At 72.8% G+C, this 24,722-nt stretch carries 27 protein-coding genes; 11 read left to right on the top strand and 16 right to left on the bottom strand.

Going from position 1 to position 24,722, the window contains the following annotated elements; translation table 11 throughout:
- The 11 genes from Tsedi_RS06665 to accD form a co-directional block, all read left to right on the top strand.
- Positions 1–166 (top strand): aconitase family protein (locus tag Tsedi_RS06665; protein WP_246099200.1); only part of this gene is annotated, 166 nt, incomplete at its 5' end.
- 26 nt (positions 167–192) lie between these two features.
- Positions 193–321 carry an entericidin A/B family lipoprotein gene (locus Tsedi_RS06660; RefSeq protein WP_143894887.1) on the top strand — a complete coding sequence of 43 codons (129 nt, stop codon included), beginning with the start codon at positions 193–195 and terminating at the stop codon, positions 319–321.
- A complete protein-coding gene (leuD, locus tag Tsedi_RS06655) occupies positions 322–972 on the top strand; it encodes a 3-isopropylmalate dehydratase small subunit (protein WP_143894885.1) in 651 nt (216 codons plus the stop codon).
- A gap of 72 nt (positions 973–1,044) precedes the next feature.
- Positions 1,045–2,115 carry a 3-isopropylmalate dehydrogenase gene (gene leuB / locus Tsedi_RS06650; protein WP_143894883.1) on the top strand — a complete coding sequence of 357 codons (1,071 nt, stop codon included), beginning with the start codon at positions 1,045–1,047 and terminating at the stop codon, positions 2,113–2,115.
- Positions 2,116–2,389: 274 nt separating this feature from the next.
- A complete protein-coding gene (gene asd, locus Tsedi_RS06645) occupies positions 2,390–3,508 on the top strand; it encodes an aspartate-semialdehyde dehydrogenase (protein WP_143894881.1) in 1,119 nt (372 codons plus the stop codon).
- A gap of 179 nt (positions 3,509–3,687) precedes the next feature.
- A complete protein-coding gene (locus Tsedi_RS06640) occupies positions 3,688–6,069 on the top strand; it encodes a FimV/HubP family polar landmark protein (protein ID WP_143894879.1) in 2,382 nt (793 codons plus the stop codon).
- A 20-nt stretch (positions 6,070–6,089) separates the two neighbouring features.
- Positions 6,090–6,878: a tRNA pseudouridine(38-40) synthase TruA gene (truA, locus tag Tsedi_RS06635; RefSeq protein WP_143894877.1), complete on the top strand. Its 789-nt coding sequence runs from the start codon at positions 6,090–6,092 to the stop codon at positions 6,876–6,878.
- A 17-nt stretch (positions 6,879–6,895) separates the two neighbouring features.
- Positions 6,896–7,564, top strand: coding sequence for a phosphoribosylanthranilate isomerase (locus tag Tsedi_RS06630; protein ID WP_143894875.1), 669 nt, complete (start codon positions 6,896–6,898; stop codon positions 7,562–7,564).
- A 93-nt stretch (positions 7,565–7,657) separates the two neighbouring features.
- Positions 7,658–8,941: a tryptophan synthase subunit beta gene (gene trpB, locus Tsedi_RS06625; protein WP_143894873.1), complete on the top strand. Its 1,284-nt coding sequence runs from the start codon at positions 7,658–7,660 to the stop codon at positions 8,939–8,941.
- Positions 8,938–9,765 (top strand): tryptophan synthase subunit alpha, encoded by an 828-nt coding sequence (gene trpA / locus Tsedi_RS06620; RefSeq protein WP_143894872.1) that lies wholly within the window; start codon positions 8,938–8,940, stop codon positions 9,763–9,765. The genes trpB and trpA overlap by 4 nt, the downstream gene beginning before the upstream one ends.
- 107 nt (positions 9,766–9,872) lie before the next feature.
- Positions 9,873–10,736 (top strand): acetyl-CoA carboxylase, carboxyltransferase subunit beta, encoded by an 864-nt coding sequence (gene accD, locus Tsedi_RS06615; RefSeq protein WP_143894871.1) that lies wholly within the window; start codon positions 9,873–9,875, stop codon positions 10,734–10,736.
- Between the two features lie 29 nt (positions 10,737–10,765).
- Here accD and nagZ read toward each other — a convergent pair whose 3' ends face one another.
- The 16 genes from nagZ to acpP all read right to left on the bottom strand — a co-directional run bounded on the left by nagZ (position 10,766) and on the right by acpP (position 24,686).
- Positions 10,766–11,848, bottom strand: a complete 1,083-nt coding sequence (gene nagZ, locus Tsedi_RS06610) for a beta-N-acetylhexosaminidase (RefSeq protein ID WP_143894870.1) — start codon at positions 11,846–11,848, stop codon at positions 10,766–10,768.
- Positions 11,833–12,255: a holo-ACP synthase gene (gene acpS, locus Tsedi_RS06605; protein ID WP_143894869.1), complete on the bottom strand. Its 423-nt coding sequence runs from the start codon at positions 12,253–12,255 to the stop codon at positions 11,833–11,835. The genes nagZ and acpS overlap by 16 nt, the downstream gene beginning before the upstream one ends.
- The gene (locus Tsedi_RS06600; RefSeq protein ID WP_143894868.1) at positions 12,252–13,046 is read right to left on the bottom strand and encodes a pyridoxine 5'-phosphate synthase; all 795 of its coding nucleotides are present in this window, start codon (positions 13,044–13,046) and stop codon (positions 12,252–12,254) included. The genes acpS and Tsedi_RS06600 overlap by 4 nt, the downstream gene beginning before the upstream one ends.
- Positions 13,043–13,831 carry a DNA repair protein RecO gene (recO, locus tag Tsedi_RS06595; protein ID WP_143894867.1) on the bottom strand — a complete coding sequence of 263 codons (789 nt, stop codon included), beginning with the start codon at positions 13,829–13,831 and terminating at the stop codon, positions 13,043–13,045. The genes Tsedi_RS06600 and recO overlap by 4 nt, the downstream gene beginning before the upstream one ends.
- Positions 13,832–13,838: 7 nt before the next feature.
- Entirely contained in the window at positions 13,839–14,759 is a 921-nt protein-coding gene (era, locus tag Tsedi_RS06590) for a GTPase Era (RefSeq protein ID WP_143894866.1), read from the bottom strand.
- Positions 14,760–14,765: 6 nt separating this feature from the next.
- Positions 14,766–15,479: a ribonuclease III gene (gene rnc / locus Tsedi_RS06585; protein WP_143894865.1), complete on the bottom strand. Its 714-nt coding sequence runs from the start codon at positions 15,477–15,479 to the stop codon at positions 14,766–14,768.
- A gap of 3 nt (positions 15,480–15,482) precedes the next feature.
- On the bottom strand, positions 15,483–15,827 hold the full coding sequence (locus Tsedi_RS06580) for a DUF4845 domain-containing protein (protein WP_143894864.1): 345 nt from the start codon (positions 15,825–15,827) through the stop codon (positions 15,483–15,485).
- Positions 15,828–15,909: 82 nt separating this feature from the next.
- On the bottom strand, positions 15,910–16,890 hold the full coding sequence (gene lepB / locus Tsedi_RS06575; RefSeq protein WP_246099195.1) for a signal peptidase I: 981 nt from the start codon (positions 16,888–16,890) through the stop codon (positions 15,910–15,912).
- A complete protein-coding gene (lepA, locus tag Tsedi_RS06570) occupies positions 16,887–18,701 on the bottom strand; it encodes a translation elongation factor 4 (protein ID WP_143894863.1) in 1,815 nt (604 codons plus the stop codon). The genes lepB and lepA overlap by 4 nt, the downstream gene beginning before the upstream one ends.
- Before the next feature lie 110 nt (positions 18,702–18,811).
- Positions 18,812–20,335: a DegQ family serine endoprotease gene (locus Tsedi_RS06565; RefSeq protein ID WP_143894862.1), complete on the bottom strand. Its 1,524-nt coding sequence runs from the start codon at positions 20,333–20,335 to the stop codon at positions 18,812–18,814.
- A gap of 66 nt (positions 20,336–20,401) precedes the next feature.
- Positions 20,402–21,403, bottom strand: a complete 1,002-nt coding sequence (locus tag Tsedi_RS06560; protein ID WP_143894860.1) for a MucB/RseB C-terminal domain-containing protein — start codon at positions 21,401–21,403, stop codon at positions 20,402–20,404.
- Positions 21,404–21,417: 14 nt separating this feature from the next.
- On the bottom strand, positions 21,418–22,017 hold the full coding sequence (locus Tsedi_RS06555) for an RseA family anti-sigma factor (RefSeq protein ID WP_185970599.1): 600 nt from the start codon (positions 22,015–22,017) through the stop codon (positions 21,418–21,420).
- 44 nt (positions 22,018–22,061) lie between these two features.
- The gene (gene rpoE, locus Tsedi_RS06550) at positions 22,062–22,700 is read right to left on the bottom strand and encodes an RNA polymerase sigma factor RpoE (RefSeq protein ID WP_143894856.1); all 639 of its coding nucleotides are present in this window, start codon (positions 22,698–22,700) and stop codon (positions 22,062–22,064) included.
- Positions 22,697–23,182 (bottom strand): hypothetical protein, encoded by a 486-nt coding sequence (locus tag Tsedi_RS06545; RefSeq protein ID WP_143894854.1) that lies wholly within the window; start codon positions 23,180–23,182, stop codon positions 22,697–22,699. The genes rpoE and Tsedi_RS06545 overlap by 4 nt, the downstream gene beginning before the upstream one ends.
- Before the next feature lie 12 nt (positions 23,183–23,194).
- Positions 23,195–24,439 carry a beta-ketoacyl-ACP synthase II gene (gene fabF / locus Tsedi_RS06540; RefSeq protein WP_143894852.1) on the bottom strand — a complete coding sequence of 415 codons (1,245 nt, stop codon included), beginning with the start codon at positions 24,437–24,439 and terminating at the stop codon, positions 23,195–23,197.
- 7 nt (positions 24,440–24,446) lie between these two features.
- The gene (acpP, locus tag Tsedi_RS06535) at positions 24,447–24,686 is read right to left on the bottom strand and encodes an acyl carrier protein (protein WP_043703749.1); all 240 of its coding nucleotides are present in this window, start codon (positions 24,684–24,686) and stop codon (positions 24,447–24,449) included.
- Positions 24,687–24,722: the final 36 nt, after the last annotated feature.

Below are 24,722 nucleotides of genomic sequence, written 5' to 3'. Positions count from 1 at the left end.
GGCGATGAACGCCGACCGCCTCGAACCGGGCGAGCGTTGCGCCTCCACCAGCAACCGCAATTTCGAGGGCCGCCAGGGTGCCGGCGGGCGTACCCACCTGGTCAGCCCGGCGATGGCCGCCGCCGCCATCCACGGCCATTTCGTCGACATCCGCTCATTCGCCTGAACCGGCACGTCGAAGGAGGACGATCGATGCGACGCCTGACGCTGTGCATGCTGGCCGTCTGCGGGCTGGCACTGGCCGGCTGCAACACCGTGGCCGGCCTCGGCAAGGACATCCAGAAGGGTGGCCAGGTCCTGCAGGACGCGGCCAAGAAGTAAATGGAACGATTCACCGTGCACAGGGGCCTGGTGGCCCCGATCGACCGGGAAAACGTCGACACCGACGCGATCATCCCGAAGCAGTTCCTGAAGTCGATCCACAAGAGCGGCTTCGGGCCGCACCTGTTCGACGAGTGGCGCTACCTCGATCCGGGCTGGCCCGGCAAGGATCCGGCGCAGCGCAAGCCCAACCCCGACTTCGTGCTCAACCAGCCGCGCTACCAGGGGGCCAGCATCCTGCTGGCGCGCAAGAACTTCGGCTGCGGCTCCAGCCGCGAGCACGCGCCGTGGGCGATCCAGCAGTACGGCTTTCGCGCCCTGATCGCGCCGAGCTTTGCCGACATCTTCTTCAACAACTGCTTCAAGAACGGGCTGCTGCCGATCGTGCTGCCGGAGGCCACGGTCGACCGCCTGTTCCACGACGTCTACGCCTTCCCCGGCTACGAGCTGACGATCGACCTGGAGCGCCAGGTCATCGTGCAGCCCGACGGCGCCGAGATCGCCTTCGAGGTGCAGCCGTTCCGGCGCTACTGCCTGCTCAACGGCCTGGACGACATCGGCCTGACGCTGCGCCACGCCGACAAGATCCGCGCCTTCGAGGCCGAGCGGCTGGCGCGCTTCCCGTGGCTGGCGCGCACCTTCGCCGGCTGACCGCTCGCCCCACCCTACCCGGCGCGGCCGGGTCTTTCACGACCGCGCCTCGATCACGACATCAGGACATCCATGAAGATCGCCATCCTGCCCGGTGACGGCATCGGGCCCGAGATCGTCGCCGAGGCCGTCAAGGTGCTCAAGGCGCTGGCCCTGCCGCTGGAGATGGAGACCGCCCCGGTGGGCGGCGCCGCCTACGAGGCCGCCGGCCATCCGCTGCCGGAGGCGACGCTCAAGCTCGCCCAGCAGGCCGACGCGGTGCTGTTCGGCGCCGTGGGCGACTGGAAGTACGACACGCTGCCGCGCCCGCTGCGGCCGGAGCAGGCCATCCTCGGTCTGCGCAAGGCGCTCGGGCTGTTCGCCAACTTCCGCCCGGCGATCTGCTACCCGCAGCTGACGCACGCCTCCAGCCTCAAGCCCGAGCTGGTGGCGGGGCTGGACATCCTGATCATCCGCGAGCTGACCGGCGACATCTACTTCGGCCAGCCGCGCGGCCGCCGCAGCGCACCGGACGGGCCGTTCGCCGGCGCCGAGGAGGCGTTCGACACCATGCGCTACAGCCGCCCGGAGATCGAGCGCATCGCGCGCGTGGCGTTCGAGGCCGCGCGCCAGCGCCGCCGCAAGGTCACCAGCGTCGACAAGGCCAACGTGCTGGAGACCTTCCAGTTCTGGAAGGACGTCGTCACCGAGGTGCACCGCGACTACCCCGACGTCGAGCTGGAGCACATGTACGTCGACAACGCGGCGATGCAGCTGGTCAAGGCGCCGAAGAAGTTCGACGTCGTCGTCACCGGCAACATGTTCGGCGACATCCTGTCGGACGAGGCCGCGATGCTGACCGGCTCGATCGGCATGCTGCCGTCGGCCAGCCTCAACGAGCGCGGTCAGGGCCTGTACGAGCCGAGCCACGGCAGCGCGCCCGACATCGCCGGCAAGGGCGTGGCCAATCCACTGGCCACGATCCTGAGCGCCGCGATGATGCTGCGCTTCTCGCTCAGGCAACCCGAGGCGGCCGCGCGCATCGAGGCGGCGGTGCAGAAGGTGCTGGCCGACGGCCTGCGCACCGCCGACATCGCCGGCGAGGGCTGCACCGTCGTCGGCACCGCGGCGATGGGCGACGCGGTCGTGCGCGCGCTGGGTTGAGGGCGCTGCCGCACCCGTCCGGCACGGAGCCGGCGCGCCTCGTCAGCGTCGCTTCAGGTCGGTTCCGCTAGAATCGCGCCATCATGCCCGCGCCCTGCCCGTTCCCGCTGAACCCCGCTGCCGTCCCGGCCGCGGCGGGCGCGCGCGCCATCCTCAAAACCACGACCACCATTGGCGGCTGATTCCAGCCTGGTTCGTCGTGCGCCCTCCCGGCCGGACGAGCCGGGCAGCAGAAGGAACTTTCCCAACTTCCTCCACTGAAAGGGCACACGCGATGAACCACGTTGGCAACAAGGTCGGCCTGGTCGGCTGGCGCGGCATGGTCGGCTCGGTCCTGATGGACCGCATGATCGCCGAGGGCGACTTCGACCTGATCGAGCCGATCTTCTTTTCCACCTCCAACGCCGGCGGGCCGGCGCCGGCGCAGGCCAAGGCGCACAAGACGCTGCGCGACGCGCACGACCTGGCCGCGCTGGCCGAGTGCGACATCGTCATCACCTGCCAGGGCGGCGACTACACCAAGGAGGTGTTCCCGAAGCTGCGCGCCGCCGGCTGGCAGGGCCACTGGATCGACGCCGCCAGCGCCCTGCGCATGGAGCCGGACGCGGTCATCGTCCTCGACCCGGTCAACGAGCACGTCATCCGCAAGGCACTGGCCACCGGCGGCAGGAACTGGATCGGCGGCAACTGCACCAACTCCATCCTGCTGATGGGGCTAGGCGGGCTGTTCCGCGAAAACCTCGTCGAATGGGTCAGCTCCATGACCTACCAGGCCGCCAGCGGCGCCGGCGCCAACAACATGCGCGAGCTGCTCAAGGGCATGGGCGTGATCCACGCCGCGGTGGCCGACCTGCTGGCCGACCCGGCCTCGGCGATCCTGGAGATCGACCGCCGCGTCGCCCGGGCGATCCGCGAGGACGTGCCGACCGAATTCTTCGGCGCGCCGCTGGCCGGCAGCCTCATCCCCTGGATCGACGTGCAGCTGCCCAACGGCCAGTCGAAGGAGGAGTGGAAGGGCCAGGCCGAGGTCAACAAGATCCTCGGCACCGAGAAGACCATCCCCGTCGACGGCCTGTGCGTGCGCATCGGCGCGATGCGCTGCCACAGCCTGGCCCTCACGGTCAAGCTCAAGCGCGACCTGCCGCTGGAAGAGATCGAATCGATCATCAAGAGCGGCAACCCCTGGGTCAAGTGGGTACCGAACGATCGCGCCCTTACCGTCAAGGAGCTGACCCCGGCGGCCATCACCGGCACGCTGCAGGTGGGGGTCGGCCGCGTGCGCAAGCTCAACATGGGACCCGAATACCTGTCGGCGTTCGTGATCGGCGACCAGCTGCTGTGGGGTGCGGCCGAACCGCTGCGCCGCATGCTGCGCATCCTGCTGGGCGCCTGATGCCGACCGCCCGCGCAGGCGCGGGCGTTGTGCACGGACAACGCCGACGGCGCCGATGGTGCCTCGGCGCCACTGCCACGGCTGCGCCGGCGCGGTGCCTTGCCGCCCCCGCACTATGATGGTAGGGTAGCGGCGTGTCCGGTGCCGCCCGACGTTGACGCGAAGGATCGACCGTGCCCATGCCCCGTCTGCCCCGCCCGCCCCACCGCCCAGCCTGGCGCCGGGTGGCCGCCGCCGCGGCCGTGTGCGCCGCGCTGGCCGGCGGCGCCGAAGCCTGGGCGCTGGCGCTGGGCCGCGTGGCGGTGCAGTCGCAGCTGGGCGAACCGCTGCGCGCCGAGATCGACCTGCCGGCGCTGACCGACGCCGAGGCCGCCACGCTGCAGCTGGAGCTGGCCGGTCCGGAGCGTTACCGCTCCGCCAGCCTGGAGTACGCGCCATGGCTGCGCGAGGTGACGCTGCGCCTGGCGCGCCGCCCTGACGGCCGGGCGGTGATCGAGGTGCGCAGCGAGCGCGTCGTCACCGAGCCATTCGTCGACCTGGTGGTGGTGGCGCGCTGGGCCGGTGGCGAGCTGCTGCGCGGCTACACGCTGCTGTTCGACCCGCCCAACCTGCGCCCGCCGGCGCCACCGGCTCCGGCGCCCGCCCCGGCGGCGGCCGAGCGGCCGGCTGCGGCCTCACCCACCGCCGGCAGCGCAACAGGCGCGAGCGCGGCCCGTACGGAGCCGCGGCGCGTGACGGTGCGCCCCGGCGACACCGCCGGCCAGCTGGCGCGGCAACATCGCCCGGACGGGGTGACACTGGAGCAGATGCTGGTGGCGCTGCTGCGCGCCAATCCGCAGGCCTTCATCCGCGGCAACGTCAACCTGCTCAAGGCTGGCGCGGTCATCGACCTGCCCGACGCCGCCGGTGCCGCCGCCGTCGACCCGCAGGAGGCGCGCGCGCTGGTGGCGGCGCAGACGCGCGACTTCAACGAGTACCGGCGGCGTCTGGCCGCGGCGGCCGTGCCGCAACGCGCCGGCGATGGGCAGCGCCAGGCGCAGGGCAAGGTGGAAGCCGCGGTGAGCGACGGCGCGCCCCAGGCCGCGGCACAGGACAAGCTCACCCTCAGCAAGGCCGGCGCCGAAGCCGAGGAGGCGCAGCGCGTGGCGGCCGAGCGCCAGCGTCAGGAGCAGCAGCAGCGCGCCGCCGAGCTGGAGCGCAACCTGCGCGAACTGGAGCAGCTGCGCCAGCAGGCCAGTACGACGCCAACCGCGCCGCCGGCACCGGCGCCGGAGGCAGCGCGCGAGTCCCCCGCCGCGCCGGCCGGTGAACCGGCGCCGGCCCTGCCCGCCCCGGCGCCAGCTCCAGCCCCGGCCCCCGGTGACACCGCCCCGGCGGCGCCGGCCGTGCCGGCTCCCGTCCCGGCGCCCCCTGCCACCGAAGGGCCGGTGCAGACGGTGCTGCAGCACCCGTGGACGCTGCCCGCAGCGGCGCTGGTGGTGCTGCTGCTCGGGGCGCTGGCGGCCCTGCGGCTGCGCCGGCGCGCGGCGGTGCCTGCCACCGAGGCGACGGCTCCGAGTGCCCATGCCCAGGCGGCGCAGCCGGAGGAGGCCGCGGCGATGCCGAGCGCCGTCGACACCGATGCCCCGCTGGACCCGGTGGCCGAGGCCGACGTTTACCTCTCGTACGGCCGCGACGCCCAGGCCGAGGATCTGTTGCGCGAGGCGCTGCAGGCCGAGCCACACCGGCTCGACGTGCGCCTCAAGCTGCTCGAGGTGCTGGCGCGCCGTGGCGACGCCGCCGCGTTCGAGGCCGAGGCGCGCACACTGCAGCCGCTGTGCACGGCCGACAGCCCCGAGTGGGCGCGCACCTGCGAGCTGGGACGAACGCTCGACCCGGACAACCCGCTGTACCAGCCGCGCGGCGCCGCGGCGCCGGTGGCCGGCGCGATGGCCGCCGGTGCCATGGCCGCCGGCGCGGCGGCGTCCGAAGAGGCCGCGCCAGCCGACCTGCCGACGCTCGACCTGGCACTGGACACCGTCGACGCCACGCCGCAGGCGGGCGACTCGGCGCTGGAGGTGGATCTGACGCTGGAACCACCCGCCGCCGAGGAGACGCAAGCCGCTGCGCCGCCCGCGGACGCCCAGGCGGCCTCCGAATCGGATCTGGGGCTGGATTTCGACCTCGACCTCGGCACGGCCGCGGAGGGTGCCGCGCCGGCGGGCAGCGACGGCGCCGTCCCGACCGCGCAGGAGGCGCCGGCCGGCCTGCCGCCCGAACTGGCCGACCTGTCGCTCGATCTGCCGGTGGACGAAACCACCGAGGCAGCGGCGCTGCCCGAAATACCCGCCACCGACGTCCCCGACGCCGCCAGCCAGGCCACCGAGCCCGCACCCGAAGCCCAGACCGCGGCCGAGCCGGGCGCCGAGCGCGATCCGCTGGAGACCAAGCTGTCGCTGGCGCGCGAATTCGAGGCGATCGGCGACGTCGACGGGGCGCGCATCCTCGCCGAGGAGGTGGTGGCCGAGGCGCAGGGTGAGCTGCGCGCACGCGCACAGGCCTTCCTCGCGCAGCTGGGCTGAAGGCGCCCCACCGCGGCACGATGCGCATCGCGTTGGGGGTCAGCTACCTCGGCAGCGCCTACCAGGGCTGGCAGAGCCAGCCGGGCGGCCGCACGGTGCAGGATCAGCTGGAGCGGGCGCTGGCCACCTTCGCCGACGTGCCTGCGATCGGCACGCTGTGCGCCGGCCGCACCGATGCCGGCGTGCACGGCCTGAACCAGGTGGTGCACTTCGACGCGCCGGTGGAACGCGCCATGTTTTCGTGGGTGCGCGGGGTCAACCGCTACCTGCCGCCCGACATGGCGGTGCAGTGGGCGCAGGAGGTGCCGGCGAGCTTTCACGCGCGCAACAGCGCGCGCGCGCGCCGCTACGCCTACGTGCTGCTGGAGTCGCCGGTGCGACCGAGCGTGGAGGCCGGCCGCGTCGGCTGGGTGTTTCGCCCGCTGGCGCTGGAGCCGATGCGCGCGGCGGCGCGGCACCTGCTCGGTGAGCATGATTTCAGCTCGTTTCGCGCCGCGCAGTGCCAGGCCGCCTCGCCCGTCAAGACGCTGCACCGGCTGGAGATCCGCCGCCGCGGCCCCTACTGGCGCTTCGACTTCGAGGCCAACGCCTTCCTGCACCACATGATCCGCAACATCATGGGCTGCCTGATCGCGGTCGGCCAGGGACTCAAGCCCCCCGACTGGATGGCCGAGGTGCTGGCGGCGCGCCGGCGCGAGGTCGCCGCGCCGACCTTTGCGCCGGATGGCCTGTATTTCCTGGGGCCGGTTTACGACCCCGCGTTGCGCTTGCCCGAGCGCACGCCCGCCTTCGACTGGCTGCCCCTCTGACCGACCCTGCGCCTGCCATGCGTCGTACCCGCATCAAGATCTGTGGCCTGACGCGCGAGGCCGACGTCGAGCACGCCGCCGCCGCCGGCGCCGACGCGGTGGGCTTCGTGCTCTACCCGGCCAGCCCGCGCGCGGTGACGCCCGCGCGCGCCGGCCAGCTGGCGCGGCGGCTGCCGCCGTTCGTCACGCCGGTGCTGCTGTTCGTCAACGCCCGCGCCGACGAGGTGGACGCCGGCCTGCAGGCCGTGCCGAACGCCGTGCTGCAGTTCCATGGCGACGAGACGCCACGGGACTGCGCCGCGCTGGCGCAGGGACGGCCGTGGCTGCGCGCGGCGCGCGTGCCGCTCGGGGCTGGTGCGGGCGGCTTCGATCTCCTAGAATTCGCCGATCGGTTCGCCGCCGCGGCCGGGCTCGTGGTCGACGCCCACGTGCCGGGCTACGGCGGCGGCGGCCATGCCTTCGACTGGAACGCGCTGCCGTGGTCACATCCTCGTCTTGGCGCCGCCGCTCGGGTCGTTTTGTCTGGTGGACTCACACCCGCAAATGTGACCGATGGCGTGCGGCGGGTGCGCCCCTGGGGCGTTGACGTCTCCTCCGGCGTCGAGGCCGCCAAGGGCATCAAGGACGCCGCGCTGGTGTCCGCCTTCATCGCCGCGGTGCGAAAGGCCGACGCCGAGTCCACCTGACCATGCCCCCCTACGATCCCGCTGCACCAGGCACGGGATCGTCCCCGGTGCCCGCTGCCACGGGCGCCCGTCCCTCACGGATCGACCCCTGCCATGCACCCCTACGACCTGCCCGACGCCCGCGGCCACTTCGGCCCCTACGGCGGCAGCTTCGTCAGCGAGACGCTGACGCACGCCATCGACGAGCTGCGCGCCGCCTACGAGCGCTTCCGCGCCGACCCCGCCTTCCAGGCCGAGTTCGAGCACGAGCTCAAGCATTTCGTCGGCCGTCCCACCCCGATCTACCACGCGCAGCGCTTGAGCCGCGAGCTCGGCGGCGCGCAGATCCTGCTCAAGCGCGAGGACCTCAACCACACCGGCGCGCACAAGATCAACAATGTCATCGGCCAGGCGCTGCTGGCGCGGCGCATGGGCAAGCCGCGCGTGATCGCCGAGACCGGCGCCGGCCAGCACGGCGTGGCCACCGCCACCATCTGCGCGCGCTACGGGCTGGAGTGCGTCGTCTACATGGGCAGCGAGGACGTCAAGCGCCAGAGCCCCAACGTCTACCGCATGAAGCTGCTCGGCGCCACCGTGGTGCCGGTGGAGTCCGGCAGCAGGACGCTGAAGGACGCGCTCAACGAGGCGCTGCGCGACTGGGTCACGAACGTCGAGCACACCTTCTACATCATCGGCACCGTCGCCGGGCCGCACCCGTATCCGATGATGGTGCGCGACTTCCAGAGCGTGATCGGACGCGAATGCCTGCAGCAGATGCCCGAGATGCTGGCCGAACTCGGCCTGCCGGGCTGCGGCGGCCCTCACCCGGACGTGGTGGTGGCCTGCGTCGGCGGCGGCAGCAACGCGATGGGGATCTTCTACCCCTACATCCCGCACGCGCAGGTGCGCCTGGTGGGCGTCGAAGCCGCCGGGGCGGGGCTGGACAGCGGCCGCCACGCCGCCTCGCTGCAGCGCGGCGCCCCCGGCGTGCTGCACGGCAACCGCACCTACGTGCTGCAGAACGCCGACGGTCAGATCACCGAGACGCACTCGATCAGCGCCGGGCTGGACTACCCCGGTGTCGGCCCCGAGCACGCCTGGCTGAAGGACAGCGGCCGCGCCGAGTACGTCGGCGTCACCGACGAGGAGGCGCTGGCGGCGTTCCACCGGCTGGCGCGCACCGAGGGCATCATCCCGGCGCTGGAGTCCAGCCACGCGGTGGCCTGGGCGATCAAGACCGCGCCGACGATGCGTCCCGACCAGACGATCCTGGTCAACCTCTCCGGCCGCGGCGACAAGGACATCGGCACCGTGGCCGACCTGTCGGGGGCCGACTTCTACTGCCGCCCGAGCTGCCGCGGGCAAAGCGTCAAGGTGGCCCGTGGAGGTGCCGCATGAGCCGCATCGCCGCCACCTTCGAGCGCCTGCGCGCGCAGCATCGCCGCGCGCTGATCCCGTTCGTCACCGCGGGTTTTCCGTCGCCGCGGGAGACACCGGCCATCCTGGATGCGCTGGTGGCCGGCGGCGCCGACATCGTCGAGCTCGGCGTGCCGTTTTCCGACCCGATGGCCGACGGCCCGGTGATCCAGCGCGCCGGCGAGCAGGCGCTGGCGCACGGCGTCGATCTGGCGCAGGTGCTGGCGCTGGCGCGCGACTTCCGCGCGCGCCATGCCGACGTGCCGCTGGTGCTGATGGGCTACGCCAACCCGGTGGAGGCGTGGGAGCGGCGCCACGGCGCCGGCAGCTTCGCGCGCGCGGCGGCCGAGGCGGGGGTGGATGGCGTGCTGATCGTGGACTACCCGCCGGAGGAATGCGCCGAGTTCGCCGCCGCGCTGCGCGCGCACGGGCTGGACCTGATCTTTCTGCTCGCGCCCACCAGCACCGACGCGCGCATCGCCCAGGTCGGCCGGCTGGCCAGTGGCTACGTCTATTACGTCTCGCTCAAGGGCGTCACCGGCGCGGCGCACCTGGACGCCGGTGCGGTGGCGGCGATGCTGCCGCGCATCCGCGCGCACGTGCGCGTGCCGGTGGGGGTGGGCTTCGGCATCCGCGACGCCGACAGCGCCCAGGCGGTGGGGCGGCATGCCGACGCGGTGGTGGTCGGCACGCGCCTGATCCAGGTCCTGGAGCAGGCCCCCGAAGGCCAGCGCCCCGAGGCCGCGCGCACCTTCATCGCCGGGCTGCGCGCGGCGCTGGATGCGCTGCCCGGCACTGGCGCATAATCGCCCCCCAAGCATGGCCCGGCGCCCCGTCCGCCCGGACGGGCGCGTCGGCCCGGTTCGGTTCCGCCCGCTGAAGGGACCGGCCTGTCTGCAAAGGAGTCTTGCCCGTGTCCTGGCTGGAAAAACTGCTGCCCCCGAAGATCAGCGGCGGCGCGCGCCGCAGCATCCCCGAGGGGCTGTGGATCAAGTGCCCGAGCTGCGACTCGGTGCTCTACAAGGCCGACCTGGAGAAGAACCTCAACGTCTGCCCGCATTGCGCCCACCACCACCGCATCGGCGCGCGCGCGCGGCTGGACGCCTTCCTCGACCCCGAGGGCCGCTACGAGATCGGGCAGGAGGTGCTGCCGGTCGATGCGCTGAAGTTCAAGGACAGCCGCAAGTACCCGGAACGCCTGAAGGAGGCGCTGGAGGCCACCGGCGAGACCGACGCGCTGATCGTGATGGGCGGCGCGGTGCACACGCTGCCGGTGGTGGTGGCGTGCTTCGAGTTCGACTTCATGGGCGGCTCGATGGGCTCGGTGGTGGGCGAGCGCTTCGTGCGCGGCGTCGACAACGCCATCGAGCAGCGGGTGCCCTTCATCTGCTTCACCGCCACCGGCGGCGCGCGCATGCAGGAGGGCCTGCTGTCGCTGATGCAGATGGCCAAGACCAACGCCGCCCTGACCCGGCTGGCGCGCCAGCGCCTGCCCTTCATCAGCGTGCTGACCGACCCGACGATGGGCGGCGTCTCGGCCAGCTTTGCCTTCATGGGCGACGTCGTGATCGCCGAGCCCAAGGCGCTGATCGGCTTTGCCGGCCCGCGCGTGATCGAGAACACCGTGCGCGTCAAGCTGCCCGAGGGTTTCCAGCGCGCCGAGTTCCTGCTGCAGAAGGGCGCGATCGACATGATCTGCGACCGCCGCGAGCTGCGCGCCACCATCGCCAATCTGCTGGCGCTGTTGACGCGGCAGAGCGCCGACGCGGTGGCCTGAACGCGCGCGAGGCCCCCGCGGCGCGGTCTTCAGGGCAGCAGCTCCAGCGCGCGCTGGTAGCGCGGGTCGGCCATCAGCTCGTCCCAGTCCGGGGCCGCAGCGGTCGGCAGCAGCGCGCGCCGGCGCGCCTCGGCGGCCTCGTCGGGCTGCCAGCGGCCCTCGTAATAGGCGCGCGCCAGCCCCTCGATCAGGTCGTCGATGGCCGCCCCGCCGTCCACCGTGCTCTGGTTGCACAGCAGCACGAGGTCGCAGCCAGCCCGCAGCGCCTCCAGCGCCGCTTCGGTGTAGGTCGACTCGCGGCCATCCAGGCGACGCGCGCCCGCCATCGCCAGGTCGTCGCTGAAGATGGCGCCGGTGAACCCGAGCCGCCCGCGCAGGATGTCCTGCAGCCAGCGGCGCGAGAACCCCGCCGGACGCGCCGCGTCCACCTGCGGGTAGAGCACATGCGCCGGCATCACCGCGGCAAGCGTGGCGCTGAGCCAGCCGTAGGGCGCCGCATCCTCGGCGAGGATCGTCTCCAGCGGCCGCTCGTCCACCGGCAGCTCGGTGTGCGAGTCGGCCTCGGCCCAGCCGTGACCGGGGAAATGCTTGCCGCAGTGCGCCATGCCGGCGGCGCGCATGCCGTGCATCAGCGCCTGCGCCAGCAGCGTGACGACACGGGCGTCGGCGTCGAACGCCCGGTCGCCGATGACGGCGCTGCGGCCATGGTCCAGATCGAGCACCGGCGCGAAGCTGAGATCGACGCCGCAGGCGCGCAGCTCGGCGGCCATGACCCAGCCGGTGGCCGCCGCGGCGTTGCAGGCCGCAAGCGCCGCCTCGCCGGGCATGCTCTCGGGTGCCTGGCGCCACAGGCGGCCGAGTTCGCGCATCGCCGGCAGCGGCGTGAAGCCGTCGTCGCGGAAACGCTGCACGCGCCCGCCTTCGTGGTCGACGCAGATCAGCAGGTCGCGGCGCACGCGCTTGATCTGCGCGCACAGCCGCGTCAGCTGCGCGCGGTCGCGCCCGTTGCGCGCGAACAGGATCACGCCGCCGACCAGCGGGTGGCTCAGGCGCGCGCGGTCGGCTTCGGTCAGGCGCAGACCGGCCACGTCGATGATCAGCGGGGCGTGCATGGGGCGGAATCCTCCGGCAGGGTTTCGACGATGACGAAAGCCAGCGCGTGGTCGCCCTCGTCGCTCAGGCTCACGTGCGCGCGCCAGCGGCGCTGCTCGAACCAGGCGCGCAGCGCGCCGTCCAGCAGCACGGTGGGCCGGCCACCGGGCGCCGGCACGATCTGGCAGGCGCGCCACGTCATCGGCGCGCGCAGCCCCAGGCCGATGGCCTTGCTGAACGCTTCCTTGGCCGCAAAGCGCGTGGCCAGGAAACGCACGCCGCGCTCGGGCCAGCGCGCGCGGCGCTGGCGCCACAGCGCCAGCTCGCGCTCGCCGAGGATGCGCTGCGCGAAGCGCTCGCCATGGCGCCGCAGCGCCGCGTCGATGCGGCGCACGTCGCACAGGTCGGTGCCGATGCCGGCGATCACGGCGCCTCCGCGCCGGCCTCGTAGGCGGCGTCGATGCAGCGCAGGTAGGCCTGCACGGTGGCGGCGTAGCCCAGCTCCAGCGCATCGGCCGTCAGCGCGTGGCCGATCGACACCTCCACCACCCCCGGCACGGCACACAGGAAGTCGGTCAGGTTGTCGCGGTTGAGGTCGTGCCCGGCGTTGACCTGCAGGCCGGCGGCCTGCGCGGCCAGCGCCGCCTCGCGGTAGCGGCGCAGCTGCGCCGCGCGCGCCTCTGGGTCGGCCCACGCCGCCGCGTACGGCTCGGTGTAGAGCTCGACGCGGTCGGCGCCGACCGCGCGTGCCGCGGCCATCTGCTCGGGCTCGGGATCCATGAACAGGCTGACGCGCGCCCCCAGCGCCTGCGCCTGCGCGATCACCGGACGCAGCCGCTCGGCGTCGTCCGGAAAGCGCCAGCCATGGTCGCTGGTGAACTGGTCGACCGCGTCGGGTACGAAGGTCAGCTGGTGCAGCGGCAGTCCGCGCGCGGCCACCTCGCGCGCCACGTCGAGCAGGTTGTGGAATGGGTTGCCCTCGATGTTGTACTCGCGCCCCGGCCAGGCGCGCAGCAGCTCGGCCAGGTCGAACACGTCGTGCCAGCGGATGTGGCGCTCGTCGGGGCGCGGGTGCACCGTGATGCCGTGCGCGCCGGCCTGCAGGCACAGCGTGGCGGCGCGCACCACGCTCGGGATGCCCAGGTGACGGCTGTTGCGCAGCAGCGCCACCTTGTTGACGTTGACCGACAGCGCGGTGCGGGACGAAGCGGAACTCATGGCGAGGCATCCAGGGGCGGGGCGGAGGCGGGCAGCAGACGGCGCGCCTCGCGCAGCAGCTCACGCGCGTACAGGCGGCGCACGCCGCTATGGTAGTGCAGCAGCGGCAGCAACTCGGCGCGCAGCGCCGCGCTGGCCAGCACCTCGGCGGCCTCGGTCAACAGGGCCGCCCACGGGTCGGCGGCGGCCAGCGCCTGCGCCAGCGCGCCCCACTGCGCGCCGCTGAGGCCGGCACCCTCGTGCGCCAGCAGCCCGTGCTCGGCCACCAGGCGGTAGCGCCGCGCCGGCGTCAGCGGCCGCAGCGTGCCGGCCTCCCGGCCCAGGTCGGGCAGCCAACCCTGCGCGCGCAGCAGCAGCAGCTCGAAGGCGCGCAGCCGCGGCGCCGGCGGCAGGCCCTGCGCCAGCGCGCGCACCGCCTCGGCATAGGCGTCGAACAGCGCCGGCTGCGGATCGTCGCGCGGCAGCAGGCGCAGCAGCAGCTCGTTGAGGTGAAACCCGGCCAGCAGCGCCTCGCCGGCCGGCAGCACGTGCCCGCCGGCCCAGCGCGCGGCCTTGAGCGTGCGCACCTCCTGCTGCGGCGCACCGCCCCAGTCCAGCCGCAGCGGCTGCAGCGCCAGCAGCACGGCGCGAAATTGCGAGGTCGGGCGCTTGGCCCCCTTGGCCACCAGCACCACGCGGCCGTGGTGGCGCGTGAACACGTCCAGGATCAGGCTGGACTCGCTCCAGTCGTGCTGGTGCACGACGAAGGCCGGCTCGTCGTGCACGCGGCTGCCGCGCCGTGCCACCGCGACGTCACTCGTAGCCGTAGGCGCGCAGCCGGGCCTCGTCGTCGGCCCAGCCCGAGCGCACCTTGACCCACAGCTCCAGGAACACCCGTCCGCCCCAGAGCCGCTCCATCTCCTGGCGCGCCTCGGTGCCGATGCGCTTCAGGCGCTCGCCGCCCTCGCCGATCACCATGCCCTTGTGGCTGTCGCGCTCGACGATGATGGTGGCGGCGATGCGGCGCAGGCCCCCCTCCTGTTCGAAGCGGTCGACGACCACCGTGGCGCCGTAGGGCAGCTCGTCGCCGGTGAGGCGGAAGAGCTTTTCGCGCACCAGCTCGCCGGCCAGGAAGCGCTCGCTGCGGTCGGTGAGGTCGTCGGCCTCGTACAGCCACGGCTGCTCGGGCAGGTAGCGCTCGCACAGCGCCAGCAGCCGCTGCACGTCGCGCGCGTGGCGCGCCGACATCGGAAAGAACTCCGCGAACGGATGGCGGTCCTGCATGCCGCGCAGCCACGGCGCCAGCTCCGCGCGGCGGTGCACGCGGTCGAGCTTGTTGGCCACCAGGATCGCGGGCACCTTTGGCGGCAGCAGCGCCAGCACCTTGGCGTCGGCGAGGTCGAAGCGCCCGGCCTCGACGACGAACAGCACCAGGTCGACGTCCGCCAGCGTCGCCACCACCGTGCGGTTGAGCGCGCGGTTGAGCGCGTTGTCGTGGCGCGTCTGAAAGCCGGGCGTGTCGACGAAGATGAACTGCGTGGCGCCTTCGGTGCGGATGCCGTGGATGCGGTGGCGCGTCGTCTGCGCCTTGCGCGAGGTGATGCTGACCTTGGCGCCGACCAGCGCGTTGAGCAGCGTGGACTTGCCGACGTTGGGCTTGCCGACGATGGCGATGTAGCCGCAGCGGGTGGCGGCAGGAACGGGGGCCGGGGCGGGAGAGGAAGGGGTGTCCATGGCGGCTCAGACGGTGTCGCGGCGCGGCGCGGGCTGGGGCGTGGTCTGCAGGCGCGCCAGCATCGCGGCGGCGGCAACCTGCTCGGCGGCACGGCGCGAGGCACCGCTGCCGTGCGTCGGGGCATCCTGCCCCTCGACGTGGCAGGCCACCTCGAAGGTCTGCGCGTGCGCCTCGCCGCGCACCGCCACCACCTCGTAGCGCGGCAGCGGGCGGCGACGCGCCTGCAGCCACTCCTGCAACGCGGTCTTGGCATCCTTGCCGACGCCGGCGGCCAGCGTGACGTCGTCGTACCAGCGCCGCGCCACCGCCTGCGCCGCCTCGAAGCCGGCGTCCAGGTAGATGGCGCCCAGCAGCGCCTCGACGACGTCCGCCAGGATCGACGGCCGCTCGTGGCCGCCGCTGCGCCGCTCGCCCTCGCCCAGCCGCACCAGCGCCGGCAGCCCCAGCCGCAGCGCGATGCGGTGCAGCGCGTCCTGCCGCACCAGCGCCGCGCGCGCGCGCGACAGATCGCCTTCCTGCCCCTGCGGCAGGCGCTGCACCAGCAGCGTGGCCACCACCAGCCCCAGCACCGCGTCGCCGAGAAATTCCAGCCGCTCGTAATGGTCGGCGCCGAAGCTGCGGTGCGTCAGCGCACGCCGCAGCAGCGTCTCGTCACGGAAGGCGTGACCCAGGCGGCGCTGCAGCGCTCCCAGCGTCGGCTCGTCGTCGGACTCAGGCATCGCTCACTGGTTGCGGCCGCGGTATTTCAGCAGCAGGTAGGCCGGGCCGAACAGATGGATCTCCTTGTCGTAGGCGAACTCGACGACGATGCGGTCGCCGTCCTTGCTGATCTCCAGGTCCTTGCCGCTGACGGCCTCGAAGTAGTCGGCGGTCTTGGCGCGCTCGAAGGCGTTGCGGATCTCGGTGACGGTGTTGCCGCTCTGCGCGGCGCGGTTGACCGCCTTCTGGATCGCCATGTACTCGGTGACGGTGGGCACGACCTTGGCCGCCAGCACCACCAGCAGCGCCACGACGATGCCGACGAAGACCATGCCGATGACGCTCACCCCGCGCTGACCACGCTTCATGCTCACCCCCGTGCACAGACGCCACGCGCCGCCGCCATGGCGGCGCCCGCGGCCATGATAGCGCCAATCGCGCCTCGCGCGCTCATTCGAAGCGCCCGATACGGCCGAGGTCGCCGAAGTTCATCCACACGAAGAACGCCTTGCCGACGATGTGATCCTCGGGCACGAAGCCCCAGAAGCGCGAGTCGAGCGAGTTGTCGCGGTTGTCGCCCATGACGAAGTAGTGGCCGGGCGGCACGCGGCAGGTCACCCCCTCCACCGAGTAGCGGCAGTGGTCGCGGAACGGAAAGTCGGCCACCGCCGGGATGAAGGCCGGATGGTCGTCGTCCACCAGCGTGTGCACGCGCCTGTCGCCGATGCGCTCGACGAACTGCTTGCGGTAGCGCATCGCCTCGGGGTCGTAGTAGTCGGGCGCGGCCTCCCGGGGCACCGGCTGGCCATTGATGACGAGCCGCTTGTCGAGGTAGGCGACCTCGTCGCCCGGCACGCCGACGACGCGCTTGATGTAGTCCAGGCTCGGCTTGGGTGGAAAGCGAAAGACGATGACGTCGCCGCGCTGCGGTGCGTGGTTGTCGACCACCTTGGTGTGCACGACCGGCAGGCGCACGCCGTAGTGGTACTTGTTGACCAGGATCAGGTCGCCGACCTGCAGCGTCGGGATCATCGAGCCGGACGGAATCTTGAACGGCTCGAAGAGGAAGGAGCGCAGCACGAACACCGCCAGGATCACCGGAAACAGCCCGGCGGTCCAGTCCAGCCACCACGGCTGGTGCAGCAGGCGCTGACGCAGCGCGGCCTCGTCGGCGGCCTCGTGCGCCAGGCCGGCGCGCTGCGCCTCGGCCACGCGCGCGCGCAGCTGCTGCACCGCCGCCTCGGCGGCGGCGCGGCGCCGCGGCAGGAAGACCAGCTTCTCGGCCACCCAATAGACGCCGGTGGTGACCACCGCGGCCAGCAGCAGCACCGCGAAGTTGCCCTCCACCACGCCCGACGCCCAGGCCGCGCCGTAGGCGCCGAAGGCGGCCAGCACCACGCCGGTCAGCGTGGCCATGGTGCGGTCGTTCATGATTCCTCCACCTGCAGGATGGCGAGGAACGCCTCCTGCGGCACCTCGACGGTGCCGATCTGCTTCATGCGCTTCTTGCCGGCCTTCTGCTTTTCCAGCAGCTTGCGCTTGCGCGTGACGTCACCGCCGTAGCACTTGGCCAGCACGTTCTTGCGCAGCGCCTTGACGGTCTCGCGCGCGATGATCTGCGCGCCGATCGCCGCCTGGATGGCCACGTCGAACTGCTGGCGGCTGATGATCTCGCGCATCTTCTGCACCACGGCGCGCGCGCGCTGCTGCGCCTGGCTGCGGTGCACGATGATCGACAGCGCATCGACCTTGTCGCCGTTGAGCAGGATGTCGACCTTGACGACGTCGGACGGCCGGTACTCCTTGAACTCGTAGTCCATCGACGCGTAGCCGCGGCTGACCGACTTGAGCTTGTCGAAGAAGTCCAGCACGATCTCCGCCAGCGGCAGGTCGTAGGTCAGCAGCACCTGCTTGCCGTGGTAGGCCATGTTGAGCTGCACGCCGCGCTTCTGGTTGCATAGCGTCATCACCGGCCCGACGTAGTCCTGCGGCACGTAGATGTGCACGGTGACGATGGGCTCGCGGATCTCCTGGATGCGGCCCGGATCGGGCATCTTGGAGGGGTTTTCGACCTCGATGACCTCGCCGTCGCCCTTGACGACCTGGTAGACGACGCTGGGCGCGGTGGTGATGAGGTCCTGGTCGAACTCGCGCTCCAGCCGCTCCTGCACGATCTCCATGTGCAGCAGGCCCAGGAACCCGCAGCGAAAGCCGAAGCCCAGCGCCTGCGACACTTCCGGCTCGAAGTGCAGCGAGGCGTCGTTGAGCTTGAGCTTTTCCAGCGCGTCGCGCAGCGCGTCGTATTCGCTCGCCTCGGTGGGGTACAGCCCGGCGAACACCATCGGCTGCACCTCCTTGAAGCCGGGCAGCGGCTCGGTGGCCGCCGGCAGGTTGGCACCGCTGGAGGTCTTGAACGAGGTGACGGTGTCGCCGACGCGCGCGGCCTTCAGTTCCTTGATGCCGGCGATCACGTAGCCGACCTCGCCGGCGTGCAGCGTCTCGCGCGGCTGGTTGGCCGGCGTGAAGACGCCGAGCTTCTCGACCTGGTAGGTGGCCCCGGTGGCCATCAGGCGGATGCGGTCACCGCGGTCGAGCTTGCCGTCGACCACCCGCACCAGCATCACGACGCCGACGTAGTTGTCGAACCAGGAGTCGATGATCATCGCGCGCAGCGGGCCGTCGGGGTTGCCGCGCGGCGGCGGCACCTTGGCCACGATCGCCTCCAGGATCTCGTCGATGCCCATGCCGGTCTTGGCCGAGCACGGGATCGCCTCCGAGGCGTCCAGCCCGATGACGTCCTCGATCTCCTGCCTGGCGCGCTCGGGGTCGGCCTGCGGCAGATCCATCTTGTTGAGGACGGGCAGCACCTCCACCCCCAGGTCCAGCGCGGTGTAGCAGTTGGCCACCGTCTGCGCCTCCACGCCCTGGCTGGCGTCGACCACCAGCAGCGCGCCCTCGCAGGCCGACAGCGACCGGCTGACCTCGTAGGAGAAGTCCACGTGGCCGGGCGTGTCGATCAGGTTGAGGTTGTAGGTCTGCCCGTCGCGCGCGGTGTACTGCAGCGCCGCGGTCTGCGCCTTGATGGTGATGCCGCGCTCCTTCTCCAGCTCCATGGAGTCGAGCACCTGCTCGGTCATCTCGCGCTCGCTCAGGCCCCCGCAGCGCGCGATCAGGCGGTCGGCCAGCGTGCTCTTGCCGTGGTCGATGTGCGCGATGATGGAGAAGTTGCGGATGTGCTTCATGGCAAAAGACGAAGGCGCGCTGGCGCAGGCATGCAGGCCCCGCAGCGCGCCCTGCGGCAACGGTCAACCCGCCATTGTAGGGCCAGCGGCCGCAGGACACCGGGCGGCGGTCAAGGCCGCACCAGCACCCACTGCGCCCACTCGCCGCGGCGGATCAGCACGGTGACGGCGCGGCCCTTGGGCCAGCCGCCGGCGATGCGCTCGAAGTCGGCCACGCTGCCGACCGGCTGGTTGCCCAGCCCGACGATGACGTCGTCGGGCCGCAGACCGGCGGCGGCCGCCGGGCCGCTGGCCTCCACCACGCGCACGCCGCCGCTGACCTTGAGCTCGCGCCGCTCGGCGGCGGTCAGTTCGCGCACCGTCAGCCCCAGCGGGCCGGCCTTGGCCGGCTCCGGCCGGCTGGAGGCGGCGGCGGTCTGCTCCTCCTCGAAGGTGCCCACCGTCACCGTCAGCGTGCGCGTGGCGCCGCGGCGCCAGACCTCCACCTTGGCCTGCGTGCCGGGGCGGGTGTTGCCGACGATGCGCGGCAGATCGACCGACTTGTCGATCGCCTTGCCGTCGAAGCGCAGGATGATGTCGCCCGGCTCCAGGCCGGCCTTGGCCGCCGGCGAACCCTCCTCGACCCCGCGCACCAGCGCCCCGCCGGCCTGCGGCAGGCCGAGCGACTCCGCCAGCTCCTTGTCCACCGGCTCGATGGCCACGCCGATGCGCCCGCGCGTGACCTTGCCGTGCGCCTTGAGCTGCTCGGCCACGCGCACCGCCTCGTCGATCGGGATGGCGAAGCTGATGCCCATGAAGCCCCCGGAGCGCGAGTAGATCTGGCTGTTGATGCCGACCACCTCGCCGCGCATGTTGATCAGCGGCCCGCCGGAGTTGCCGGGGTTGATCGCCACGTCGGTCTGGATGAACGGCAGGAAGTCGCCGGTCTCGCGCTGCTTGGCGCTGACGATGCCGGCGGTGACGGTGTTGTCCAGCCCGAACGGCGAGCCGATCGCCATCACCCACTCGCCGACCTTGAGCCGCTCGACGTCCCCGATGCGCACGGGCTTCAGGCCCGTGGCGTCGATCTTGACCAGCGCCACGTCGGTGCGCTTGTCGGCGCCGACCACGCGCGCCTTGAACTCGCGCTTGTCGGCCAGCGTGACGATGACCTCGTCGGCCCCCTCCACCACGTGCGCATTGGTCAGGATGTAGCCGTCGGCGCCGTAGACGAAGCCGGAGCCGACGCCGCGCTGGCGCCGCTGCGGGCCGCGTTCGTCGTCGTCGCGCGGGCCCGGGCCGCGCGGCACCGCGCCGGGAGGCAGCGGGATGCCGAAACGGCGGAAGAACTCCAGCATCTGCTCATCGGGCGTGCCGGGCTGCGCGCGGCCGACGGCGACGCGCTCGACGGTGCGGATGTTGACCACGGAGGGGCCGACCTCCTCCACCAGCACGGTGAAGTCGGGCAGGCCGGTCAGGCGCGCGGCCGGGGCCGCGGCGGGGACCGGCGCGCCGGCCATGGCGACCGCTGCGGCGGGCTGCGCGTCGGCGCGCGTCTGCACGGCGGCCCACGCCAGCACGGCGCCGGCTGCCAGCGAAGTGACGATCAGCGCCCAGCGGCGCGCCGGGCGGTTGACAACGTGGATGTCGGACATGGTCGCAATCCCCCTGCTCGGGAACACGGACGGCCCGACCCAGGATGGGGGCCGCCCGGCACGGAATCAAGGCAGGCGCTCGACGCCGGCGAGCAGCCGCTCCAGGGTGGCCGCCGGCGCCTCGCCGACCGCCACCAGCGTGTGCTCGCCGCTGCGCTGGGTGCGCACCTGCATCGCCCCTGCGGCCGCCAGCCCCGCCGGCGGCGGCTCGCCACCGCCGAGGAACAGCGACACCGACGCCAGCCCGTCGGACAGCACGCACTGCAGCGGCGGGCGGCTGCGGCCGCCGTCGCCCTCGCGCTGCCAGCAGCCCATCAACTGGAAGCCCGGCACCGCCGGCGTGATGCGCCACCCCTGCGCCTGCGGTGTGGTGCGGCTCAGCTGCGGCCGACTGGTGCGCCAGCCGCGCGTGTCCTCCATCTGGCGCAGCAGCGCTTCCTGCCGCAGCGGGGCATCCAGCTGCAGCTCGGTGTAGGCCATCTGCTCCAGCACCTGCTGGCCGGCGCCCAGCGTCTGCAGCTTCAGCGCCAGCCCGGTGCGCAGCTCGGACCACAGACGGTAACCGTAGCGCCAGGCGTCGCGCGGCACGAACTCCACCACCCAGGCGTCGTAACCGGCGATGCGATCGCGGCCGCGCACCTCGGCGCGGTAATGCTCGTCGACGCGCACGCCGGGCACCTTCAGCGGGCCGGGAAAGAGGCGCAGCGTCTCGCGCCGCTCGCGCAGCACCGTCTGCTGCTGCGGCCACAGCGTCAACACCTCGTCGTCCAGCCGCCAGGTCACGCGCGCCGGGCCGCTCAGGCTCTCGATGCGCTCGATCTGGCGCTGACCGTCGCAGACGTGCACCACGCGCGCCGCGACGACGTCGTCGCCACGGGTGACGACGAACGTGCCGCTGTAGGCGCGCTGGCGCGTGGCCTCGTGCAGGCGCTCGATCCAGCCCTGCACCGACAGCGCCGGCGGCGCCGGTTCGGCCGCGCGCGCCAGCGGCGCGCCCAGCCCCAGCGCCAGCAGCGCGCCCAGCAGCAGGCGCCGCGCGCGGCCGCGGCGGGCGCCTGCCTGTCCCATGGGGATGCCCGCCGTCACCGCCCAGGTACCTCGTAGGCCACGGTGCGCAGGAAGCCGCCCGGCGCGTTGAGCGCCGAGGCACTGCCCCAGGAGCGGTGGGCCGCCATCAGTTCCTCCAGCCGGGCGTCGCGGGCGGGCGCCGGCGCGCCGGCGGACCCGGCGGCCGCAGGGACGGGCGCGGCGGCCAGCTGCGCCGCGCCGCCCTGCGGCGCCAGCTGCGGCCACAGCAGTGCCACCACCGCCGCCAGCGCGGCCACGCCCGCCACCGCGCGCCAGCGCCACAGCGCGGCGTTGGCCGCCGGCGGCAGGTCGGTGCGGCGCTGCACGCGCGGCGCCGCCGGGGCGTGCGGCTCGGCCTGCACGCGCGCCATCACCGCACGCACGAAGGCCGGATCGGCCGCGGCGGGCTGTGCCGCCTCCCGAGCCCTCAGCGCCTCGCCGATGCAGCGGTAGGCGTCCCACACCGCCTCGCGCCGCGCCACATCGTCCTCGGCCAGCAGCGCCTCCAGCTCCTCGCCCGTGCACTCGCCGTCGAACAGCGCCGACCAGCCGGCACCGCGCGCGGCTGCACTGGCGGCCGGCCGGGCCGCCTCGGTTCTGGTCATGGTGTCCATGGTCTTCATCTCGTCGGTCACCCCGCTGCGCCGCCACCCCGCCGTCACCACCGCTTGCCGGACTGGCGCTCCAGCAGCGGCTTGATGCGCGCCGAAATCGCCTCGCGCGCGCGGAAGATGCGCGAGCGCACCGTGCCGATCGGGCAGCCCAGCGCCTGCGCGATCTCCTCGTAGCTCAATCCGTCGATCTCGCGCAACGTGATGGCCTGCGCCAGCTCCGGCGGCAACGCCTCCACCGCGGCCTGCACGGCCTGCGCGATCTCCTTGCTGGCCAGCACCGCGTCGGGGGTTTCGGCGTCGGCCATCTGCGCCGTTAGTTCCAGCTCCGGGTGGGAAGTTTCGTCGCCGTCGTCGGCCGCCTGCAGCGCGCTCATCGTCACGATGGGATCGCGCTTGAGCTCCTGCAGCGCCTTCTTGGCGGTGTTGACCGCGATGCGGTACAGCCACGTGTAGAACTGGGCGTCGCCGCGGAACTGGGGCAGCGCGCGCCAGGCGCGCACGAAGGTCTCCTGCGCCAGGTCCTGGACCAGGTCGGCGTCGCGCACCAGGCGACCGATCAGCCGCTCGACGCGCCGCTGGTACTTGATCACCAGCAGCTCGAAGGCGCGCGCGTCGCCGGCCAGCGCCCGCTGCACCAGCAGGGCGTCGGCATCGGAGGGGGGGCGGGAGACGGGATCGTTCATGACGTGCGCCGCGCGCCGACTATAGCGGATGGCGGCGGCGCGCCAGTGGCGGCCAGCGCGCGCCGCAGCGCAGGCCCGTCACCCTGCTGCGCCGGGCACCAGCAGCGCAGCGGCGCGCCATCGGCGGCGCGACGCGCGCACACCAGCACCCCCGCGGCGCCGCGCCATGCCACCTGCGGCGCCTGCAGCGCCTGCGGGCGGGCGCGGCCGACCGGCTGCCAGAGCCAGCCCTGGCCGCCGTCCGGCGAAGCGGGATCCCAGACCAATTCGCCCGGTTCACCCTGCCGCCGCGCCTGCGCCAGCGCCACGCCGAGCCAGACCAGCCCGAGCACGGCCCCCGCCCACCACGCCGGCGGCAGATCGGGCCGCAGCCACGCCCAGCGCCCCCACACCGCGGCGGCCACGGTCGCCGTCGCCAGAACCAGCGCCAGCGGCGGTCGCCACGTCCGGGCCGGGTGCCGCACGGCCGCCGCGGGCCGCATCGCCGCCCTTCCTCAGATGCGGCGGAACACCAGCGTGCCGTTGGTGCCGCCGAAGCCGAAGTTGTTCTTCAGCGCGACCCGGACGGTGGCGTCCCGCGCGGTGTGGGCGCAGTAGTCGAGGTCGCACGCCGGGTCGGGCTGGTCGAGGTTGATGGTGGGCGGGATCTTCTGGTGGTGCACCGCCAGCACGGTGAAGACACTCTCCAGCCCGCCGGCGCCGCCGAGCAGGTGCCCGGTCATCGACTTGGTGGAGCTGACCACGACGCGGCGCGCCTGCTCACCCAGCGCCGCCTTGATCGCGTTGGTCTCGTTGACGTCGCCCAGCGGGGTGGAGGTCCCGTGGGCGTTGAGGTAGTCGACCTCGTCGGGGTTGACACCGGCGTCGCGCAGCGCGTTGAGCATCGCGCGGCGCGGACCATCCATGTTGGGCGCGGTCATGTGGCCGGCGTCGGCGCTCATGCCGTAGCCGGCCAGCTCGGCGTAGATGCGCGCTCCGCGCGCACGGGCGCGCTCGTATTCCTCCAGCACCAGCACCCCGGCACCCTCGCCGAGCACGAAGCCGTCGCGGTCCTTGTCGAACGGGCGCGAGGCCGCCTGCGGCGCATCGTTGCGGGTGGACAGCGCGCGCATCGCGGCAAAGCCGCCGATGCCCAGCGGCGAGACGGTGGCCTCCGCCCCGCCGGCGATGACCACGTCGGCGTCGCCGTACTGGATCAGGCGCGCACCTTCGCCGATGCAGTGCAGGCCGGTGGTGCAGGCCGTCACCACCGCGAGGTTGGGCCCCTTGAAGCCGAAGCGCATCGAGACGTGACCGGCGACCATGTTGATGATCGAGGCCGGCACGAAGAACGGCGAGATGCGCCGCGGGCCGCGCGTGACGAGTTCGCTGTGCGTGGCCTCGATCAGCGGCAGACCGCCGATGCCCGAGCCGATCACGCAGCCGATGCGGCAGGCTTCCTCCTCCGACAGCGCCTCCCCCGTGGGCAGGCCGGCGTCGGCCACGGCCTGCGCGGCGGCAGCCAGCCCGTAGTGGATGAAGGTGTCCATGGTGCGCGCCTCCTTCGGCGGCAGGTACGCACCGATGTCGAAGTTGCGCACCTCGCCCGCGATCTGGCAGGCAAAGCCGCTGGCATCGAACTTGGTGATGCGGTCGATGCCCGAGCGGCCGGCGAGCAGGTTGGCCCAGGCCTCGGCCACCGTGTTGCCCACGGGGCTGACACAGCCCAGGCCGGTCACGACGACGCGGCGGCGGCTCATCGGCGCATCAGCCCTTGTAGTGGGCCTTGGCGTAGTCGATCGCCTGCTGGACGGTGGTGATCTTCTCGGCGTCCTCGTCGGGGATCTCGATACCGAACTCGTCCTCGAGGGCCATCACCAGCTCCACGGTGTCGAGGGAGTCGGCGCCCAGGTCGGCGACGAACGCCTTCTCGGGGGTCACCTGGCTCTCCTCCACGCCGAGCTGCTCGGCGATGATCTTCTTGACGCGTGCTTCGATGTCGCTCATGGGTTCCCTCGTCGGGTGGTTGGAAAAAGCCCCGGC

This window comes from Tepidimonas sediminis, from assembly GCF_007556605.1.
Taxonomy (GTDB): Bacteria; Pseudomonadota; Gammaproteobacteria; order Burkholderiales; family Burkholderiaceae_C; genus Tepidimonas; species Tepidimonas sediminis.
This window is presented reverse-complemented; position numbering and strand designations above follow the sequence as displayed.